We start from the raw sequence: 21,672 nt of genomic DNA on the forward strand, positions 1-21,672 counted from the left end.
ATGAAGAAAGAAACCATTGAATTAGTACAAAGCTCATTTAGTAAAGTTGCCCCTATTGCAGACACCGCTGCAGAAATTTTCTACAACCGTCTTTTCGAACTTGATCCAGCACTGAAAGATTTATTCCCTTCTGACAATAAAGAAGCCATGAAGGGACAAGGAAATAAATTGATGACCATGCTCGCTTCTGCAGTTGCAGGTTTAAACGCATTGGACAAACTAGTTCCGATTCTTGAAGGCTTGGGAAAAAGACATGTAGAATACAAGGTTGAACCTTCTCATTACGATACCGTGGGCACAGCATTATTAGACACATTAGAGATTGGCCTAAAAGAAAACTTCACTCCGGAAGTAAAACAAGCTTGGGTTGATGTTTACACAACAATGGCTACCGTAATGAAAAGTGCAGCCTATGACACTGTTTCCTAAAACAGCTTGCCCATCATTTGAAAAATAGCTAACTATAAAAACAATCACACAATGAATCTTCTAAAAAAAACAAGTCTTCTATCAAACTTAACTCTATTTTTATCAATAGTATTGACATCCTGCGGGGGTGTTCCCGAAGAGCCTTCAGCCTCCTTAACATCCAACAAAATATTCAAGGTAGAGGAAGTACTTACTATGATTGCCGAAGAAAACGATGTCACCCGAACCTTATACACTAAAGGTATAGTTGGAGCAGGTAAAAAACAAGGTTTGAAATTTGACGAGGATTGGCAGGACGAAGATGTAGAGGCTGGGCCTTTACCAGCGTTATTTTTACGAGGAATTTCTTCCGACATCAGAAAAAGCCCTGTCCCACTTGGATTATATTTAGGTTCAGACTTTCCTATTAACGCCTCAAATAAGTTCCAAGGTAAACAGGCTTCACTATTTCAGAAAATTAAAAAGGATCAACAACCACAACATTTTTACGAAGAAGATCAAAAGCTATACACTTCGATGTTCGCAGATTTAGCGGTTGCTGCTCCCTGTGTAAATTGTCATAATGATCATAAAAACACCACCAAAACCGACTGGAAACTAGGTGATGTAATGGGTGCCACTACCTGGCAATATCCTTCAGATTCACTTTCATTAAAAGAAACTATTGCCGTTGTCAAAGCATATAGAAATGGAACAAAAGCAATCTACAACGCTTATCTGGCTGAAATTTCAAAATTCAAGGTAGATAGCACAAAACCGGAAATTGGTACGAAATGGCCATCAGAAGGTTTTTACCTACCCACAGCAGAAGTTTTTATAGACAGTGTTAGAAAGTTAACCTCTTACAAAACTCTTGAGCTTTTGTTATCAGAAAAAGACATCAAAATAGCAGCTAACTTAAATTAAGCAAACGAATGACAAATAGGACGCAAAGTCTTCTTTATACAGGTATCCTACTTTTCATTCTGTACATTTTACAATATGCATTAGATCTAAAATGGGAGTGGCTTTACACAGTACAACTAAGCGAAACTTATAAAAGATGGTCGGGACTATTGATCACAATTCTAATTGCTTTCCAATGGGTATTGACTGTAGTGAGAGTTTCGAAAAAACTAAGAATTCATTCTTTAAAATACACCCAATTACACAAATGGATTGGCGTAATTTCCCCCATCTTTTTCTATCTACATGCTTTAGAATTTGGATATGGATATCTCGCTCTTCTATCGTATATCTTTTTTACCAATATGATTTTAGGAACCATAAATTTAGATGTGATCAAAAGCCAAAAAAACTGGATTTTCCAATCTTGGATGATCATCCATGTAGCTTTGTCTATTGTGATTACATTCATTACGATGTTTCACATTGGTGTGGTGTTTTATTATGAATAAAATTTGAATATTATGATGTTAACTGTCAAAGAGATTATTCCGGAAACCGAAGACGCAGTAAGCGTGGTACTTAAAAATCACAGTTTTTTTAATAAAATCAAATACAAAGCAGGTCAGTTTCTAACGGTAAAAATTCCGATAAAAAACAAAATTGAAAAAAGAGCATACTCTTTCAGCAGTAGTCCGGTAACCGATAAATTTTTAAAAATAACGGTAAAAAAGGTTAGAGAAGGATTGGTTTCCAATTACATATGTAATTCCTTGAAAGCTGGGCAAAAAATCGAAATTGAAAAACCCGCTGGTAGCTTTTATGTAGAGCCAGACAAAAGTGCTTCGCACAAATACATTCTATTTGCTGCAGGAAGTGGAATCACTCCTATTTTTTCTATCATTAAAACCGTCCTAGAAAAAGAACCTTTATCTTCAATCTTATTGATCTATGCCAATAGAGATGAACGATCGATTATTTTCAAAAAACATCTGGAAGATTTAAGTCAACTATACCCAAACAATTTTGCTGTAGAACATGTTCTTGAAAAAAATGAAATAGAAATCCATAATTATCATCAAGACCTACTTAACGAAGAACTCACCAAAGAGCTCCTAGCAAAGCATAATTTGAGTTTTCCTGAAGGAAAGTATATGATGTGCGGACCACAAGGATTTATGGATCAAGCAAAAAAAATACTGGGTAATAATGGTATTTCTCGTGACAAAATTAAACTAGAAGCATTTAGATTTGATTTTGTAACCTCAAGTAATGTCAAAGACCTAGTGAGCAATGTCACCTTGTACTTTGACAACAAAAAACACACTCTTGATGTACCTGGAGACAAAACCATACTTCAAGCGGCATTGTCTAATAACATCCTACTCCCTTACTCCTGTCGGTCTGGAATGTGCAGCAGTTGCAAAGCAAAATGTGTGACCGGAGATATAAAAATGATTGATGGACATCTTTTATCCGAAGAAGAAGTAGCAGAAGGTCAAGTGCTCACCTGCATTAGCTTTCCCAGATCGCAAAATGTTGGAATAAGTTTTATGAATGATTAATTTTTATGTTTTCAAAAAACCCATTACGAAAAAGACAATATATCGGATCATTAATCGGGATTAGTATTGGAATAGCGATCTATATTGTACTTCCTTTAAAACAATCTGAAACCTTTTTAAGCCTAGGCCCTCTTAATACTGGGCATGAAGGCTTATCTTGTGAAGCTTGTCATACTGATGCTAAAGGAAATTTATGGCAACAACTACAATCCAACATTGCCTACACCTTTGGCATGCGAAACTCTCAAGCAGATTTCGGAACAGAAAATGTGGATAACAAAAAATGTTTGGAATGTCATGACCGCCCCAACGACAGGCACCCCACTCACCGTTTTTTGGAACCTAGATTTAAAGAAGCCATTTCAAACATTAATGCTACTCAATGCGAGACTTGTCATAGAGAACATAACGACACTAGAGTGGTTTTACAAAATGCAATTTTTTGTATGAACTGCCACTATGATCTGGAGGTAAAAAATGACCCGATAGACGTCCCTCATGATGTATTAGTTGCCCAAAAACAATGGAGTACCTGTCTTCAATGTCATGACTTTCATGGTAACCACGTATATCAGGTTGCTATCAAAATGAAGGACACTATTCCCCTCGAAAAAATCCGAGATTATTTGCAAGGAGGTATTGACCCCTTTTCTGATAAAAAGACTCACCAGCCTTTATCTGAAGAACAGTGGTTAGCATTAAAGAAGAAATATATAGATATCAAGTAACAACATTTTTGTATGAAAAAAGAAAAATCACTTCGCTATCTGCTCATAGGCTCACTCTCACTCTCGATTGGTTGCAATAACACTCCTTCTTGCCCAATCCCTGATCAAATAACTTACACCTCGCAAATCGCACCTCTAATAGAAACCCAGTGTTATTTGTGCCATGCAGAAGATGTTTACAAAGAGAAAGCGTCCAGAGTTAAAATTTTCTCTTACGAAAGCTTAAAGGCAATGGGAACAAGCGGACAGTTGGTGGGTTCTATCGCTCACCAAGAGGGATACATTGCGATGCCCTACCGAAAGGGAGTAAAAATCGATAGCTGCGATATCGAATTGATCAAAAAATGGGTCGCAACAGGAATGAAGAAATAGATACAATGAAGATTGCAACCCGATTCCTTAACCTATTGTTTTCAAACAAAGTAACTGGCGTTTTATTACTTGTTTTAGCCATAGCTATGGCAGTAGCCACGTTTATAGAAAATGACTACAACACAGAAACAGCCAAGGCTTTAATCTATAATGCAAAATGGTTTGAAATTTTGATTTTGTTGCTAGGAGCCAACTTCGTTGGAAACATTTATAAATACAACCTCTTAAGTTGGAAAAAAACACCAATTTTTTTATTCCACTTTGCGTTTATCATTATCATACTTGGAGCAGGTGTAACCAGGTATAGGGGATATGAAGCCTTGATAAACATCAGAGAAGGCGAAACCAATGACGAGATGATTTCTATAGACAATTATCTACAGGTCCAGGCGAATAATGGCATCATTACCAAAAATTTTATCAGCAATCCCTTACTGATGAGCGAGCTTGGCACCAATAAATTGAATGAAAATATAGACATTGGCAATTCACAAATCAAGATACAATTAAAGAAGTTCATTCCCAGAGCAAAGTACGTGCTAGAAAATGTACAATCCGGAAAGACACATCTACATCTCGTCATCTCGAAAGACCAAGAAAGAAAGGATTTCTACGTGACTCAGGGAACTCGGGAAACGATCCATGGTATCGCTATTTCTTTCGACTCCGAAAATGTATTGGCAGATGATATTGTAATCCAAAAAGAAAGCAACCAATGGCATATTAAATACCCAAAAACAACTGATTATTTTGACATGATCGCAAACAAATCAGGCACGTATCCTATCGATAGTTTGATTCCTTTACAATTTAAAGTACTAAATAATAGCAACGGAACTTCTTTTGTATTCAATGAAATCGTTGAGAATACAGAGAAAAAACTAATTTCTACTGAACGGAATAGCGATAAAAAAAATAAAGAGTCTGCAGTTGTTTTGGAACTTTCTTCAGAAAACAAAACAAAAGAAATCACACTTATTGGAGGTCCAGGTTACGTAAATTCACCATTAAGCACCTATATTAATGGGATTCACTTACGCCTTAGATATGGATCAAAAATAATTAAGCTTCCGTTTTCGCTTTATCTTTCAGATTTTACCCTGGAGCGATATCCTGGATCAGATAGCCCCTCTGCTTTTTATAGCAACCTGGAGGTTAAAGACAACACCTCTTCTTTTGAGTATACCATTTTTATGAATAATGTACTCAATTATAAAGGGTATCGATTTTTTCAATCTGCGTATACTCCAGACGAATTAGGAACTATTCTGTCGGTAAATCACGATTACTGGGGAACCTTGATTACCTATATCGGATATGCAATGCTAGGTGCCGGAATGCTATGTTCTCTATTATGGAAAAGCACTCACTTCGGTACTATACTCACTACCCTAAAACAGAAAAATTGAGAGCATTGGTTTTTACATATATTTTCATTCCGATTTTGATGTTTAGCTCTCTTAGTGTAGCACAGCAATTACATGGTTTAACCCCTCAGCAACTGATCGAAAGGCAATATGTAAATCCAGATCACGCAGCATTATTTGCGACGCTTCAAGTTCAGGATTTTCAGGGCAGAATTAAGCCTGTCCACACGTTGGCATTAGAACTTTTGAGAAAAACACATGGGAAAAGCAGTTTTAGTTATAGCAACGATAACAATGAAAAACAAAAACTATCTCCAGTTCAAGTGTTTTTGGGAATGCAGTTTAAACCAGACTCCTGGCAGCTTCTCGAATACATTAAAATCAACAAAAAAGTCATACATACCTTAGAAAAAGAACTAAAAATAAATCAAAACGGATATACTTCTCCTTCTCAATTTTTTGACTTTTCTGGAAATTACAAAATAAAGCCATTTGTTGATCATGCGTACAGCAAAGCTCCCGGAAAGAGAACTACATTTGACAAAGAAATTATCAAAATCGACGAGCGCATCAATATTTCTCTTGGTATTTTTGGTGGTCATTTCCTAAAGGTTTTTCCTAAAGACGATGACCCTGATAATAGATGGTACTCTCCCGCTAATAAAGATGTATTTTTTGAACAAGAAGATGCTATTCTCGTTCAAAACTTTTCAAAAAAGTACTTTAATCAACTTCAAGAAAGTATCGAACAACAAAATTGGTTCGACGCTAATGAAACAATTCAGCTAGTAAAAGGTTTTCAGCAACAAAAAGCAAAAAGTCATTTAATACCCACTTCAAAAGTAAATTGGGAAATCCGGTACAACGATCACCCAATTTTTCTTTTCTGTTTAATTGGATACTCCCTTTTAGGTGTAATACTTTTGGTATTTGCCTTCATTGACATTTTCATTCAAGAAAAAACCAAACACTTGCGATGGATCAATAACACTTTATTACTATTATTATTTATCCTATTTTGCTATCAAGGCTTCGGACTAGTTTTGAGGTGGTATATTTCTGGTCATGCTCCTTGGACCAATGGTTACGAAGCTTCAATTTTTATATCCTGGATTACACTTCTTGCAGGTTTGTTTTTTTCTAAAGCAGATCTATTTACTGCAGCGGTATCCTGTATTATAGCAACTTGTTTACTAGGTATCGCACATGGAAGTTTGATGAATCCCGAAATCACCAACTTGGTACCCGTTCTAAAATCGTATTGGCTACTTATTCATGTTGCCGTGATTACTGGGAGCTACGGTTTTTTAGGATTAGGTTCATTACTTTCATTTATCACCCTGACACTACTTTCATTGGGTTCTATTCACTCAATACGAAAGGATGCCATAAATGCTTCAATCCAAAGACTAACAGATATCAATCAAATCACCTCTACCATTGGTCTTTTTATGTTAACCATCGGAACTTTTTTGGGTGGTATCTGGGCAAACGAATCTTGGGGCAGGTATTGGGGATGGGATCCTAAGGAAACCTGGGCTTTAATAAGCATTGTTATTTATTCTTTTGTGTTACATATCAGAATTATATTTCCAAAAAACTATATCCACATCTATAATGTTTGTTCGCTATTTTCAATAGCATCTATCCTAATGACATTTTTTGGGGTAAATTATTACCTATCTGGGCTCCACTCGTACGCCAAAGGAGACGCCTTTCCTATACCCAATTGGATTTTTGTGGTACTCATAGTATTCATTACCATATCCCTACTTCCTTATCTCATCAAAAGACACAAAAAACCGGTTACAACAAAATTGTAACCGGCAACACAAGAAACACTTAAAGCTACTTTGTTCTTTAAGGTTTCAACACTAAGTCTTAAAATATTTTTATGCTATCAGGGTAAAAAATAGTATCGTTATTATTGTCTATTTAATGCTATCGGGGCGGGTTTTATACTTAGACATACAAAACCATTCATATCCAAAAAATATAAATGTGTACAGCTCCAAATACAAATATTTCCCCAATTCTATTCTAAATATACCAATAATACTTAAATAGTATAAGAAAGGGGGAAAAAATTAGTAAAAAAATAAGTAACGAATTTGTTAGTTGATCAATACTAGTGTTCCAAAAAGTTAATCAAATGCTCTCTATACTTATAGTAATCTGGATGATCCAGAACATCTTTTCGCAAGCGAGGTCTTTCAAAATCAATTTCAAGAATATCACCCACCTTGGCTCTTGGTCCGCTTGTCATCATAATTACCCGATCTGCCAAAAATATAGATTCATCAACATCATGAGTAATCATAATAGCAGTAATCTTTTCTTGATTCCACACTTCTATAAGCACATCTTGTAGCTCTCCTCTAGTTAAAGAATCTAACATTCCAAAAGGTTCATCAAGCAATAACACTTTGGGTTTGATAGCAAATGCTCGAGCAATACCAACACGTTGTTGCATTCCTTGAGATAACTCTTTTGCCTTTTTATGCATAGCATCTTCTAACCCCACCTTTGCCAGGTAATATTTAACAATATCATCCCTGTCTTTTTTGGTCCCATGAGCAAAAACTTGTTTTACGCCTAGCATTACATTTTCGTAGGCGGTCATCCATGGCAAAAGGCTTGGAGACTGAAAGATCACCCCCCGATCAGGACCAGGACCACGAACAGTTTGATTATTAACCACTATAGTGCCTCTAGAAATTGGATTTAAGCCAGCGATCATGGTGAGCAACGTAGATTTTCCACAACCAGAATGACCTATGATGGAAATGAACTCCTCATGTTTTATTTTAAGATCCAGATCATCTAATACCACATAGTCTCCTTTTGGAGTTGGATAAATCTTTGTAAGCTTTGATATATCCAACATATATTTATCTTCAAACAGTCCATTATCTGTTCGTCTTATGATATTTTTCTCTAGTGTTTCCATGCTACATTCTTTTGTTTAGCTAAAACTAATTTTACTAAAAGGCTTAAATCTAATTTTTGGACTGATATCTGGTAAAGTGTAATTATTCTCTTTTTTGGAAGCTCTTTGCTCTCCTATTTGGATCAGATACTCCATGATACCATTTCGAAGTTTTTTATATTCTTCATTGTGATTTAAAGCGGTCTTATCCCTAGGGCGTTCCAGATTGATTTTGTATTCCGGACCTAAGGTTGCTTTTGGACCAGGTTTTAGCGGAATGATACGATCCGCCATCAAAATACCTTCGTCCACATCGTTGGTGATGAGTAATGCAGTTTTTTTATCCTGATTCCAAATTTTTAGAATTTCCTGTTGCAAATTCCCTCTAGTTAATGCATCTAAAGCACTTAAGGGCTCATCCATAAGAATCACATCCGGACTCATTGATAAAGCTCTGGTTACGGAAACTCGTTGTCGCATTCCTCCAGAAAGCTCTTTTGGAAGTTTATTAATCGCAGGAGAAAGATTTACCATCTCTACATAATCTTCTACCCTTTTGGAGCGATCTTTTTTGGTCATCTTTTTAAACGCTTCTTTTACCGCCATCCCAACATTATTCCTCACATTTAACCAAGGAAGTAACGAGTAATTTTGAAAGATTACCCCACGTTCGTGGCTTGGACCTGTAACTGGTTCTCCTTTGAACAGTACTTGTCCTTCGTCTGGCATCATTAATCCCGAAATCAAATTGATTAAAGTTGTCTTTCCACTTCCGGTAAACCCAACAATGGCTACAAATTCCCCTTCTTCTATTTCAAGATTAATATTTGACAGAACTTCTGTTCTATCTTTACCTGTACCAAATGATTTGGATACATTTCTTAATTCTATATACGCCATAACAATAAGATTATGCGGTTTCTTCTGTAAATGTCACAAACTTCTGAATCGTCAACATTAAGCGATCCAACAAGAATCCAATGATCCCGATAACAAACATGGCTACGATAATCTTTGAATTAGAATCATTGGCTCCATTCTGAAACTCTTCCCAAACGAAAGATCCTAATCCAGGACTCTGTGCCAATAACTCGATTGCAATAAGCACCATCCAAGCTACAGAAAGCGTGATACGTAGTCCAGTAAAAATCAACGGAAAAGACGATGGTAGTATGATTTTAAAAACTTTTTGCCCAACACTTAACTGTAACACTTTGGCTACATTAATATAATCTTTATCTACAGATGACACTCCCATACTTGTATTGACCAGAGTTGCCCACATAGAACACAAGCCAACACTTATAAATGAAATGATAAAAGAACTATCAGAATCCGAATTCTTTGTTAGTGTTTTAACGATCATAAAGACCAGTAACAACCATACTACAGGAGATACCGGCTTAAAAATCTGTATCAGCCAGTTTACTGAAGATCGTAATGTAGCGCTTAACCCTAGCATAATGCCAATAGGTACTGCAATCAAAAACGCTAACAAGAAACCAGCAAATACCGTTTTTAAGCTTGTAAAAATCTGATCCACAAAAGAAGGTCTACCCGTATATTTGATCGGCGCCAATCCTTGAGTTTTTCTCTTGGCATTGGTGGCCGCAACTTTTTCAGAAAAAGCATCTTTTTTCTCTGAAATCACTCTATGATCTACCAATAAAGACTTATAAGCAGTCCAAACTTGGGCAGGAGACGGTAATGTATTTGGTTGACAACTGATATCACCAGAATCTATACAAGTTTCCATTTCCAGAGCAGCTGCTTCTCCTCTATCCGCCAAAGCTTTTTCGATTCGGGCATTTTTCTCAACATTATACAAATACGTTGCTCCAGAATGCCAAAGAATAAGGAATAACCCAACAGACACAATAGGTAATAATACCTTTTTAAGCAGTGCAATTATATTTTTCTTGACCTCTTCTCCAGCAGCCAAACGTATTGCAGGTTCAAAAAAACCTAGTCCTACAAAATTCAGTATATGAATCGATTTATCTTTCATCCGTCTTATTTTTAATGTTTTCTTCTGAAGGAAAATAAAAAGAGCCGAAGCTCCTTTTATTATTGGACACTTGTTACTCCTTCGTTGTTTTCTTTATTTCCTATTGAAAAGCTGTTGATGTATCCTACCGGATCTTTGGCATCATAGGTTTTACCATCTATAAAATCAGTTGTAGCAGGCTTATACCCATCTGTTTTTGGTAATTCTGAAGCTTCCAAATGCCCTTCTTCTACCAATAGATTTGCCGCTTTGGTCCAAATATCTGGTCTGTAGATTTCTTTTATTTTTTCGTGATACCACTCTGCAGGCTTACTTTCTGGTATCTGCCCCCAACGTCTCATTTGTGTTAAGAACCAGATTCCATCAGAGTAAAAAGGATAGGTAGCATCATATCTATAAAATACATTGAAATCAGGCATTTGTCTTTTATCCCCTTTTTCGAACTCAAAAGTTCCTGTCATAGAATTTGCAAGCACCACTTCGTCTGCTCCTACATACTCAGGCATTGATAAAATTTTAACCGCTTCTTTACGATTCCCAGGGGTGTCTAACCACTTACCCGCTCTAATTAGTGCTTTGGTTACTGCTACTGCTGTATTAGGATATTTTTCAATAAACTTCTTAGTCATTACAAATACCTTTTCTGGGTTATTCTTCCAGATATCATAGTTTGTAGTTACTGGCACTCCAATACCTTTGAAAACCGCTTGTTGGTTCCATGGCTCTCCAACACAATACCCATAGATAGTTCCAGCTTCAAGAGTTGCTGGCATTTGCGGTGGAGGAGTAACAGAAAGTAATACATCTGCATCTATCTGTCCTTGTATATTATCTTTTGAATACATCCCTGGGTGAATCCCTGCAGCGGCTAACCAATAACGGATCTCGTAGTTGTGTGTAGATACTGGAAATACCATTCCCATTTTAAATGGTTTTCCATCATTTTTATACCCATCGATTACAGGTTTTAACGCCTTTGCAGAAATAGGGTGAATTGGTTTCCCATCTTCATCCGCGGGTACATTAGGCTTCATTTTTGACCAAACATCATTAGATACCGTAATCCCGTTTCCATTTAAATCCATAGAAAACGGAGTTACTAACTCTGCCTGTCTTCCAAATCCAGCTCCAGCAGCAATAGGTTGACCCGCAAGCATATGCGATCCATCTAATTGTCCGTCTATTACACGATCCAAAACATTTTTCCAGTTAGATTGAGCCTCTACAGACACAAAAAGCCCCTCATCTTCAAAGAATCCTTTTTCTTTGGCGATGGCCAATGGTGCCATATCCGTCAGTTTGATAAACCCAAATGTTAACTGAGGTTTCTCTATAAGTAATTCGGAAGAAGTTTCCTTTTCGCTAGTATCACTAGCAGCAATACTTTTTTCTTTTTTACCTCCGCATGCTACCATAAACATGGCTACAGCAAGCATCATAATATTGACATGTAATTTTTTCATAACTCTGTGTTTTGTAAAATTCGCTAATAGAACATACCAAAACTAAGTATTATTACTTACTTAAAAGTAAATTTAATTTTAAAAAATAAGTATTTAACAAATTATTACGTATATACAAATTATCAATATCATTAATTACAAATTCAATAATTTTAACTTTGAAAAATTATGCATCTTTAAATAGAGAAACAGAATTAATTTATAAAATATTACAAATAAGCTATTTACGCAAAAATAATGCGGTTATCACATCAAGACATCTGAAGATAAATTCCTAATTTGCCTCCAAATTCTGACAAAGACCTCAGTATTTACTTACCTCAAACAAAATAAGTATTACTACTTAAAATAGCTATAACCCTTAAATTAAATTACTGCTTATGAAAACGAAAACTTTATGTATTGTTCTGTTAATGACTTTAGTATCTCCATTGTTTCTTTTTTCTCAATCCCAAAATTTTGGATCGATTACTTACAATAAAGCCATTAACGTTTCCGGTAAACAACGAATGCTCTCCCAGAAGATGTCTAAAGCATACTTACTTATCTCCAAAGGAATTGTTAACGAGAGTATTAAAAAGGAATTGAACTCCAGTAAATTTATATTTGAAAAACAACTTTCCATTCTCAATCAAAATGCTACTGGATCAGCTGTAAAACTATCTATTAAGAATGTTCAAAAAATTTGGACAGAATTCAAACCTCTTATTGAGTCTACACCAAGTACTGCCACTTCTTTACAGATTATGAACCTTAACACTAGATTATTGAAAGCTTGTCATGACCTGGTACTTAGCATAGAAGCCAGTTCAAATTATAGTAATCAATTTTTCAAAAACAAAAGCCAAGAACTGACAAATACTATTAATGTATCCGGTAAACAGCGTATGCTTTCTCAACGATTATGCTTGTATTATACGGGACTTACCATGTTTGCCGATAAAAAGGCAGAATTCAGAAGAACATTGACTTCTGTATTTGATGAATTCGATAGTGTAATAGGAGATTTGTTAATTAGTAGTTACAACAATTCTGAAATTGAAGAGGAATTGGGATTAGTAATGTCTGTATGGGAAAAGTTCCAATTAAATAAACGATCTTTTTTAGATGGTGGATTTCCTCTTGAAGAGGTATACAACACTACCAACGACCTAACCAAAAGTTTCAATAAAATTACAGGAACTTATGAAGTAATAGCGGGAAAATAAAATATAAGTTTCTAAGAAATCAGACCATAAGATCTGGCCTTATTACTTAACTCAAGTACATTTTTGACACCCATTTTTTTCATTAAATTAAATCGATGCACCTCTATAGTACGTTTACTAATATTAAGCTCTTCTGCAATATCTTTATTTGTTTTACCAGATACCGCCAACTGCAAAATCTGGCGCTCTCTTTTAGTAAGTTCAAAAGGATTGTTGTCGGCCTTCTCTGTTATATTAGACGATGTTTCTCCTTGTTCAGGTGGAATCATATCTACTATACCTTCGGATTTGATCTTTTTAACCAGAATAGAAGAGACATCACCGCTAAAGTACTTTTCACCACTGCTAACCACGGTAAGAGCCTTAAGGAACTCTTCTTTACTCGCTCCTTTCAACAAATATCCATCTGCTCCAGCATTAATAGATTGCAAAATGTATTCATCTGAGTCGTGCATAGATAACATAATAGTTTTGGTAGGTAATTCCTTCGACACCATTTGTTGCACCATATCAATACCCGACATTTCAGGCATTCGGATATCACAGATGGCAATATCCGGCTGTAAGGAGTTAATTAGAGTAAGAGCTTCGGAACCATTGGCGGCTTCGCCAACCACTTCGTATAAATCCTCTTCTTCAAGGATGGCACGAATCCCATCTCTTACCATAAAATGGTCGTCTACTAAAACTATTTTAACCATAAACTTTGACTTATTTTTTTTACGCGTTTACCTCAATAAACGCAAAATCAAATATATGAATATTTCAAAAGTTGATACAAAAAATTAGAAAAATGAAAATTAAAAGTACGTATTTTTATCTAATAAAAACTTAAAAATTAAGTATTAATACTTAGTTTTACATCGTATTTTTAATGATAATATAATCCACTAATAGAACTAACAGAACAACAATCGCATATCTTTTATAGTATGCCAACAAAAACTATTCAAATGAAAAACAAATTATACTTTGCCTTATTATTATTCATTTTGGCAACAAAGGGGAAAGCACAAGAATTCAGTATCGACGCAGATATCAGACCTCGATTGGAATATTTAAATGGTTTTGGTACGCTAATTCCTGATGGTGTGGATGCCGGAACATTTGTACAACAACGTTCTAGATTAAAACTAGGATACAAACAAGAAAAATTCTCTGCCTTTATTAGTGTGCAAGATGTTAGTATCTGGGGAGATACCCCACAAATTGCACCTACCGATGGTAATGATAGCTTCTCATTGGCACAAGCATGGATTGATTTCAAATTCGGAAAAGGATGGTCTACCAAACTAGGAAGGCAAGCCTTGTCTTATGATGATCAACGAATCTTTGGAGGGTTAGATTGGGCAATGCAAGGTCGATTCCATGACGCAGCCTTATTAAAGTATGCCAATGACAAAGGATTAAAACTAGATATAGGTCTTGCGTTTAATCAAAATGGTGTTCGAACACAAACCACCCTATTTGATCCTAATAATGGAGGAAATGCAAGAGCAGTATTCGATTATAAAGGAATGATCTATGCCTGGTTGCATAAAGACTGGGAGAAATTCTCTGGAAGTTTATTAATTGCCAATAACTCTTACCAAAATCTGGATCCTAACGACGGACAAACACCTGTAGATGGTACTGTACGTAGACAAACTTTTGGTACGCATTTGGTAGCCAAACCTGCAAAAGGATTTTCTATTGCAGCCAATATCTATGGACAAACTGGAGATTTTACCGAGGATATCGAGCTATCTGCTTACAATGCATTATTAGAACTTACCTATAAGCCAGGTAAAACATTATTTGGGCTTGGGTTTGAGACTTTAAGCGGAGATGAAAATGGAGGAACCGATGGAAAAATAGAATCTTTCTTCCCAATTTTTGGTACCAACCATAAGTTTAATGGGTATATGGATTACTTCTTTGTAGGGAACCATGCCAATAACGTAGGATTGAATGACCTCTACGGAAAAACAGTGATCAAAACCGGAGAAAAATCAAGTCTTTTGATCAAAGCCCACTATTTTGCAGCTGCAGAAAGCTTAGGTGAAGGAATTGATGACTATCTGGGAACTGAAGTAGATCTGGTATACACTCAAAAAGTACTTCCTTTTGCTACTTTAAAGATAGGATACTCTCATATGTTTGCTTCGGATTCTATGGAAATCCTAAAAGGTGTAGCTGACCCAGCAAGTACACAAAACTGGGCATGGGCGATGCTAGTGGTAAAACCAAACTTATTAAAATGGAGTCCTAAACCCGCTCCCGAGAACTTATAAATTTTCAAGTTTGTTACAGTTTCCAGTCCCTGTCAAAAAATGTTTTTGGCAGGGATTGGTGTTTATTTTTTTGGAATTTTCAAATTTCCCTACGGATAATTACGTAATTCTCACTAATAAAATACGTATTAATACTTAATTTTGTTCTTTAAATACGTAATTTATGAAGAAGGTAGTAGTTATAGGTAATGGAATGGTGGGTTATAAGTTTTGCGAAAAATTTGTAGCCTCTGAAAACTACAGTGATTTTCAATTAACCGTTTTTGGAGAAGAACCCAGAAGAGCTTACGATCGTGTACATTTAAGCGAGTATTATGCTGGAAAAACTGAAGAAGATCTCAGCATGTCTTCTGCTACCTGGTATAAAGAACATCGTATTGATCTCCATATTTCTGAAATGATCACAGAAATCAACCGGGAAGAAAAAACGGTTGCCAATCATAGAGGAGAAAAATACGCTTATGATTATTTGGTTTTAGCCACAGGTTCTTCAGCTTTTGTACCTCCTATCCCAGGAGTAGAAAAAGAAGGAGTATTTGTATATCGTACTATCGAAGACCTTGAAGCTATTGCTGCTTATACCAAAAAACTTAAATCAGAAGGAAAAACACAAGCCGCGGTTCTTGGCGGTGGTCTATTAGGACTAGAAGCAGCAAATGCTGTAAAAGAACTTGGACTGGATGCACATGTTGTAGAGTTTGCTCCTAGATTGATGCCCAGACAGCTTGATCAGGGAGGAAGCGATATGTTACAAGCCAAAATTGAAGAACTTGGGTTAGAGGTGCATCTAAGCAAACAAACTGAATATATCAAAGGAGAAAAGGCCATTGAAGGTCTCAAATATATCGATGGCACCGAACTCAATGTAGACATGTTAGTCATTTCTGCAGGAATTCGTCCTAGAGATGAGTTAGCCAAAGAATGTAAACTTGAGACAGGTATCAGAGGCGGTGTGATTGTTGATAACACCATGAAAACCTCTGATGATAGTATTTTTGCCATTGGCGAAGTAGCTTTATACAATAACATGATATATGGCTTAGTAGCACCCGGATACGACATGGCAGATGTTGCAGTATCCCATATCACTTCGGGTACAAAGAAATACATGGCCGATCATATCGATATGTCTACTCAGTTAAAATTGATCGGAACCGAAGTAGCAAGTTTTGGTGATGCCTTATCCGAAAATGAAGATATTGACACTATTGTTTACGAAAATAAACGCAAAGGGGTCTATAAAAGAATAAATGTATCTCAAGATGGCACTCAATTGTTGGGAGGTATTCTGGTCGGAGATTCTTCAGATTATAATGCTTTATTTCAGATATACAATACGGCAATGGCTCTTCCTGAAAATCCGGAGGATTTGATTCTAGGTAGTCGTGGCGGAGATGGAGATTCTTTGCTAGGAGATGTTATGGATTTACCAGATGATGCGCAAATTTGCTCGTGCGAAAGTGTAAGCAAAGGAGCTATCTGCGGAGCTATACAAGATGGAAGCTGTAATGATCTAGAAGATGTTATTTCTTGCACAAAAGCAGGAACCGGATGCGGTGGATGTAAGCCTATGGTAAAAGACCTAGTAGACGCTACTTTAAAATCTCTGGGTAAAGAAGTAAAAGATACGATCTGTGAACATTTTGAATATAACCGACAAGAACTGTATGACATCATTAAACTGAAAGGATACAGAAAATACGACGAAGCGCTCGATCATATTGGAAAAGGTGATGGATGTGAAACATGTAAACCAGTGATTGCCTCTATTATGGCTAGTATTTATGCAGATACAGCCAACGAAGAAGCACCCATTCAAGATTCTAACGATCGATTTTTAGCAAATATCCAAAGGAACGGTACGTATTCTGTAGTCCCAAGGATTCCGGGAGGAGAAATTACTCCCGAAAAACTAATCGTACTGGGAGAAGTAGGAAAGAAATATGATCTATATACCAAAATTACAGGAGGACAACGCGTTGACTTTTTTGGTGCGCGTTTGGATCAATTGCCCAAAATATGGAAAGATCTTATCGATCATGGTTTCGAAAGCGGTCACGCCTACGGGAAATCATTAAGAACGGTAAAAAGTTGTGTAGGATCTACCTGGTGTCGATATGGGATGGATGAAAGCGTAAGCTTTGCTATCGAGCTAGAGGAGCGTTACAAAGGCCTTAGATCTCCACACAAATTAAAAGGCGGAGTTTCGGGTTGTATTCGAGAATGTGCAGAGGCCCGTTGTAAAGATTTTGGAGTGATCGCGGTAGAAGGAGGATGGAATCTATACGTATGCGGTAACGGTGGTGCTAATCCAAAGCATGCCGAATTACTGGCAGAGCAGATCGATAACGAAACTGTGATCAAATATCTTGATCGGTTTTTAATGTTCTATATCAGAACGGCAGCACCATTGCAACGAACCGCAAAATGGTTGGATAAATTAGAAGGAGGTATTGAATATCTAAAACAAGTAGTTATTGAAGACTCTCTAAGTTTGGCAGAAGATCTGGAAAAAGAAATGAGTGGATTGGTAGGTTCTTTTCAATGTGAATGGACACAAGCCATACAAGATGAAGAAATTATGAAACGCTTCAATCACTTTGTAAATAGTGAAGAAACTGATGACAATCTGGTTTTTGTTCCTTTAAGAGATCAAAAAATGCCTGAGCCCTGGAAATAAAAGAAAAGTATCATGGAAGAAATTTTAGAAATCTATAAAACCACTACTGTCAAAGAAGTAGCGGTTTGGTTCAAAGCAGCCAAAGTAAGCGATTTTCCTAAAAACGGAGGTGCATGTATCAAATACAACAACAAACAAATAGCCGTATTCAATTTTGAAAGAAAGCAAGAATGGTACGCTTGCCAAAATGTTTGCCCTCACAAAATGGAAATGGTATTGAGCAGAGGAATGATCGGCGATCAAGGCGGCGTTCCCAAAGTAGCCTGCCCAATGCATAAAAAAACATTTTCTTTGGAAAGCGGTGAAAATCTAAATGGTGATTTGGAACCTATTGCTACATACCCGGTAAAAATAGAAGATGGCTTTGTTTATATTGGCTTTTCAGAATAAAGATATTCGGGAACAATGCTTGTTTAATTCAGAAAAAACATAAATTTGTTTGTAGTATAACACATCACTTTTATGCCGACCAATAAATTAACCGAAGCACTTTCTCTGTTTGATGAAGCCAATGCCAAAGACCCTAACCAGGAAGAGGTAAATGGACAATGGGTTGCCAAAGAACTAATCTATGGGCAACGTATGTCTACAACCTTGGACAGCTTTGACCCTGATGCTTCTGAAGCGCTACAACTAGCAGCTAGAGCACAACACATCTGCAGATGGGAAATTCCCAGAAACAGCTACCCTATGGATCGTGTTGGATATTTGAAATGGAGAGAGGAACTTAAGAAATTTCATGCAGAAAAGGCTTCTCAAATTTTAACCAAAGTAGGTTATGATGAAGAAGTCATAGAAAGAGTTTCTTTTTTACTTCAAAAGAAAAAACTCAAGAAAGATGAAGGTACTCAAACCTTGGAAGATGTGATTTGCCTGGTATTCTTATCCTACTATTATGAGGATTTTATGGTAAAGCACTCTGATGAAAAGGTAATCGATATTTTACAAAAAACGTGGCGAAAGATGTCTGACAAAGGACATGAAGCCGCATTAAAACTATCATATTCAGAAAAAGCCTTAGCTTTGGTTAAACAAGCTATAGCCTAATTTACCGTTGAAACGAGATTCTTTAGATCATCAAACTTTTAATCGCCTAAGTAAAATCTATATTATTGCTCTAGGGGCGATTGCTTTGTTTACAATTGGAGGGCAGTTTTTTATTCAACAGTACCTCAACTCGCAAATCGATGATTCAAGAATCATCAATATCTCTGGAAGACAACGAATGTTGAGTCAGAAGTTGACCAAAGAGGCGTTGATACTCTCTAATGTAGAAGCGTCCAACACCAGAAGAGAACATATCAAGAATCTAGAATCTACTCTTGAACTCTGGCGACAATCTCATGAAATACTGACACAGTATAATGCATCTGTGACCAAAAAAAATACCGACAGTACAGAAATTGAAAGAATGTTTGCTCGTTTGCAACCTTCGTTTGAGACCATTTATATCAATAGCATACAAGCCATTGATCTTGCTAGAAAAGATTCGATACAACCTGATCAATTCACGAATCACCTCAATGCTATTGTTACTAACGAGCCTCTATTTCTAGAGCAAATGGATGCTATTGTTTTTAAATACGAAAAAGAAGCTCAACAAAAAGTATCCAGTCTTAAGCGAATTGAATATATCTTATTCGGGTTTATAATTCTTATCCTTATCTCTGAATTTTTCCTGCTATTTAGACCCACTACATTTAGCATAAAAAACACCATCTCAAAACTTTTGCAATCTCAAAAAAAATCTGAAGAGATGGCATCCAGAGCAGAGGAATTGCGAAAAAATCAAGAGAAAAATGTACAAGAGTTAATTTCCCTTACCAAAGCCATTGATCAAACCTTGCTATATGCTCGTACAGATGAATCAGGGATGGTAAAAAATATAGGGGATCGCTTTGCTAAACTTTTACGTGTCGAACAAGATAGTTCACAGAAAAACCTAGCGGATCTTATTGGACTTAACGAAGTACAAAAAAACAGGTTGTTACGGCTTATTGCTCAAAATAAAGGAGGTGTCTTCAATGAAGAATTTGAATTCGAAACCTACAACCAACAAAAAATATGGTTAGATGTTTCCATACTTACTGTCTTTAAGGAATCTGGAAATTCAGAACGGCTGGTATTATGCTCTGATATTTCAAAAAGAAAAGAAGCTCAAATTGAAATTGAACGACTTAATGCATCCCGCTATAAAGAAAAAGAGGAGCTTCAAAAATCGAATGCCAGCCAAATCGTAGAGGCACAAGAAGAAGAACGAAAAAGAATTGCAAAAGAAATCCATGACAGCATCGGGCAAATGCTAACAGCTCTTAAACTGAATATTGAGTCCATCAATCTATCTAACATTGAAAAATCTGAACAAAAAATTGAAGGGCTAAAACAATTATCAAATGATCTGATTCAGGGAATCAGAATGGCTACTTTTAATCTTACTCCACCTGAGTTAAAGGATTATGGAATCCCTACTGCCCTACAAAAAATGGCAAAAGAGCTTTCTAAGCTTACGGGTAAGAACATTATTTTTGAAAATCCCTCTAACTTTGACCAACGATTTGACACCTTAGTAGAAACCAATTTATATAGGGTTACTCAAGAAGCAGTAAACAATGCTATCAAGTATGCTAATTCTGAATTTGTGATGATTAACCTCAATCATTCAGAAGCACTATTGAGTATTACCATTGATGATAACGGAAAAGGGTTTGACATCAGTAAAGTGCCTGCAAAACCAGTAAACAACGCAGAAGGTGGTATGGGGTTATTTTTTATGAAAGAGCGCATGAATTATATCAATGGCCGCATTTTCTTAAATTCTATCCCTGGTCAAGGCACCAGAGTTACCCTCAACTACCCTATTCCAGTCTAGTAAAAAAGTAACAATCTTTCTATACTTTATCGGTTTTCGTTTTGATCACTTCGTTGCGATAATAATCAATAATCCCATCAATCGGTCTTCTTACGATATTACCTACGGTAAGATGGTAAGGCCATACCGCAGCACGAATAATATCCTCACTAAAATGTGCGATAGAACCAATAAAATGAATCGGTACGTTTTGAGCTTCAGGGAAACACAGTACTCTATTTTCTACAAATTCCTGAATACCTTCGGTAAGCACCTTGTAAAAGTATCCATTGCGTTCGCTGGTGAAGATAAACTCGGCAAAAGACGCCAAATAAGTATTTGGGTTTTCTCTTTTATATAAGTTCTCTTTGATCGCATCAGAAGACAAATCAAAACGTTTCTCAAACTCTGCTGCAACTTCTGGAGGCATTCTTTTGTAGTAGTAATCTCTGATCAACTTTTTTCCAAAATAATTACCACTGGCCTCATCCATCAGGATATACCCTAAAGAATCCACAGACATATGGATATCATCCCCATCGTAGTAACAACTATTAGAACCCGTACCTAAAATACAAACAATACCTGGTTCTGTAGTAGCTGCATAGACCGCAGCCACCATATCTTCTTTAACTACAACTTCTGCATTAACAAAAAATTCTTCAAACACTTTTTTGAGCATAGCCGCTGGTTTTGGAGTACCGCAACCGGCTCCATAAAAATGCACCGTATCAACTTTTTCTTTATTAGAAGAAAGTTCTTTATTACTTCGAATTCTTTTTTCGAGTAGAGATTTTTCGAATACAGCTGGATTCAACCCTTCTGTTCGGGTTTTAAAAACAATTTCTCCGGATCCATCTAGCAGAATCCAATCGCATTTAGTAGAACCTCCGTCGGCTAATAAAATCATTTTGAAA

At 36.3% G+C, this 21,672-nt stretch carries 20 protein-coding genes; 14 read left to right on the top strand and 6 right to left on the bottom strand.

Annotation, left to right across the window (positions count from 1 at the left end; genetic code table 11):
• The 8 genes from ACXAGJ_RS11870 to ACXAGJ_RS11905 all read left to right on the top strand — a co-directional run bounded on the left by ACXAGJ_RS11870 (nt 1) and on the right by ACXAGJ_RS11905 (nt 7,169).
• Nucleotides 1-429: a globin family protein gene (locus ACXAGJ_RS11870; protein ID WP_474840097.1), complete on the top strand. Its 429-nt coding sequence runs from the start codon at nt 1-3 to the stop codon at nt 427-429.
• Between the two features lie 51 nt (nt 430-480).
• Nucleotides 481-1,335 carry a c-type heme family protein gene (locus tag ACXAGJ_RS11875; RefSeq protein WP_474840099.1) on the top strand — a complete coding sequence of 285 codons (855 nt, stop codon included), beginning with the start codon at nt 481-483 and terminating at the stop codon, nt 1,333-1,335.
• Nucleotides 1,336-1,343: 8 nt separating this feature from the next.
• On the top strand, nt 1,344-1,826 hold the full coding sequence (locus ACXAGJ_RS11880; protein WP_474840101.1) for a hypothetical protein: 483 nt from the start codon (nt 1,344-1,346) through the stop codon (nt 1,824-1,826).
• Nucleotides 1,827-1,838: 12 nt separating this feature from the next.
• The gene (locus ACXAGJ_RS11885) at nt 1,839-2,879 is read left to right on the top strand and encodes a 2Fe-2S iron-sulfur cluster-binding protein (protein ID WP_474840103.1); all 1,041 of its coding nucleotides are present in this window, start codon (nt 1,839-1,841) and stop codon (nt 2,877-2,879) included.
• 5 nt (nt 2,880-2,884) lie between these two features.
• Nucleotides 2,885-3,607: a cytochrome c3 family protein gene (locus tag ACXAGJ_RS11890; protein WP_474840105.1), complete on the top strand. Its 723-nt coding sequence runs from the start codon at nt 2,885-2,887 to the stop codon at nt 3,605-3,607.
• Between the two features lie 156 nt (nt 3,608-3,763).
• Nucleotides 3,764-3,979 (top strand): hypothetical protein, encoded by a 216-nt coding sequence (locus tag ACXAGJ_RS11895; RefSeq protein WP_474840107.1) that lies wholly within the window; start codon nt 3,764-3,766, stop codon nt 3,977-3,979.
• 5 nt (nt 3,980-3,984) lie between these two features.
• Nucleotides 3,985-5,388, top strand: coding sequence for a cytochrome c biogenesis ResB family protein (locus ACXAGJ_RS11900; RefSeq protein WP_474840109.1), 1,404 nt, complete (start codon nt 3,985-3,987; stop codon nt 5,386-5,388).
• Nucleotides 5,334-7,169 carry a cytochrome c biogenesis protein gene (locus ACXAGJ_RS11905; RefSeq protein ID WP_474840111.1) on the top strand — a complete coding sequence of 612 codons (1,836 nt, stop codon included), beginning with the start codon at nt 5,334-5,336 and terminating at the stop codon, nt 7,167-7,169. The genes ACXAGJ_RS11900 and ACXAGJ_RS11905 overlap by 55 nt, the downstream gene beginning before the upstream one ends.
• 305 nt (nt 7,170-7,474) lie before the next feature.
• On the opposite strand, the gene ACXAGJ_RS11910 is transcribed toward ACXAGJ_RS11905, so the two are convergent.
• From ACXAGJ_RS11910 to ACXAGJ_RS11925, 4 genes are read right to left on the bottom strand one after another with little or no spacing between them, the layout of a single operon-like run.
• Nucleotides 7,475-8,296: an ABC transporter ATP-binding protein gene (locus ACXAGJ_RS11910; RefSeq protein ID WP_474840113.1), complete on the bottom strand. Its 822-nt coding sequence runs from the start codon at nt 8,294-8,296 to the stop codon at nt 7,475-7,477.
• A 15-nt stretch (nt 8,297-8,311) separates the two neighbouring features.
• Nucleotides 8,312-9,175, bottom strand: a complete 864-nt coding sequence (locus ACXAGJ_RS11915) for an ABC transporter ATP-binding protein (protein WP_474840115.1) — start codon at nt 9,173-9,175, stop codon at nt 8,312-8,314.
• Between the two features lie 10 nt (nt 9,176-9,185).
• Complete coding sequence (locus ACXAGJ_RS11920; protein ID WP_474840117.1) at nt 9,186-10,283, bottom strand: ABC transporter permease; 1,098 nt, start codon at nt 10,281-10,283, stop codon at nt 9,186-9,188.
• Nucleotides 10,284-10,342: 59 nt separating this feature from the next.
• Nucleotides 10,343-11,746 carry a CmpA/NrtA family ABC transporter substrate-binding protein gene (locus ACXAGJ_RS11925; RefSeq protein ID WP_474840119.1) on the bottom strand — a complete coding sequence of 468 codons (1,404 nt, stop codon included), beginning with the start codon at nt 11,744-11,746 and terminating at the stop codon, nt 10,343-10,345.
• A gap of 380 nt (nt 11,747-12,126) precedes the next feature.
• Here ACXAGJ_RS11925 and ACXAGJ_RS11930 point away from each other — a divergent pair, with 380 nt between their 5' ends.
• A complete protein-coding gene (locus ACXAGJ_RS11930; RefSeq protein WP_474840121.1) occupies nt 12,127-12,954 on the top strand; it encodes a type IV pili methyl-accepting chemotaxis transducer N-terminal domain-containing protein in 828 nt (275 codons plus the stop codon).
• Nucleotides 12,955-12,965: 11 nt separating this feature from the next.
• Here ACXAGJ_RS11930 and ACXAGJ_RS11935 read toward each other — a convergent pair whose 3' ends face one another.
• Entirely contained in the window at nt 12,966-13,655 is a 690-nt protein-coding gene (locus ACXAGJ_RS11935) for a response regulator (protein WP_474840123.1), read from the bottom strand.
• A gap of 252 nt (nt 13,656-13,907) precedes the next feature.
• Here ACXAGJ_RS11935 and ACXAGJ_RS11940 point away from each other — a divergent pair, with 252 nt between their 5' ends.
• From ACXAGJ_RS11940 to ACXAGJ_RS11960, 5 genes are all read left to right on the top strand, one after another.
• A complete protein-coding gene (locus ACXAGJ_RS11940; protein WP_474840125.1) occupies nt 13,908-15,227 on the top strand; it encodes an alginate export family protein in 1,320 nt (439 codons plus the stop codon).
• 163 nt (nt 15,228-15,390) lie between these two features.
• Nucleotides 15,391-17,907, top strand: coding sequence for a nitrite reductase large subunit NirB (gene nirB, locus ACXAGJ_RS11945; RefSeq protein ID WP_474840127.1), 2,517 nt, complete (start codon nt 15,391-15,393; stop codon nt 17,905-17,907).
• Nucleotides 17,908-17,919: 12 nt separating this feature from the next.
• Nucleotides 17,920-18,297, top strand: coding sequence for a nitrite reductase small subunit NirD (gene nirD / locus ACXAGJ_RS11950; RefSeq protein ID WP_474840129.1), 378 nt, complete (start codon nt 17,920-17,922; stop codon nt 18,295-18,297).
• Between the two features lie 72 nt (nt 18,298-18,369).
• On the top strand, nt 18,370-18,954 hold the full coding sequence (locus tag ACXAGJ_RS11955) for a DUF4202 domain-containing protein (RefSeq protein ID WP_474840131.1): 585 nt from the start codon (nt 18,370-18,372) through the stop codon (nt 18,952-18,954).
• Between the two features lie 7 nt (nt 18,955-18,961).
• Nucleotides 18,962-20,776: an ATP-binding protein gene (locus ACXAGJ_RS11960; RefSeq protein WP_474840133.1), complete on the top strand. Its 1,815-nt coding sequence runs from the start codon at nt 18,962-18,964 to the stop codon at nt 20,774-20,776.
• Between the two features lie 19 nt (nt 20,777-20,795).
• Here ACXAGJ_RS11960 and ACXAGJ_RS11965 read toward each other — a convergent pair whose 3' ends face one another.
• Complete coding sequence (locus tag ACXAGJ_RS11965) at nt 20,796-21,665, bottom strand: BadF/BadG/BcrA/BcrD ATPase family protein (RefSeq protein ID WP_474840135.1); 870 nt, start codon at nt 21,663-21,665, stop codon at nt 20,796-20,798.
• Nucleotides 21,666-21,672: the final 7 nt, after the last annotated feature.

The sequence above is a fragment of the Aquimarina sp. AWH4_224 genome (assembly GCF_056160245.1).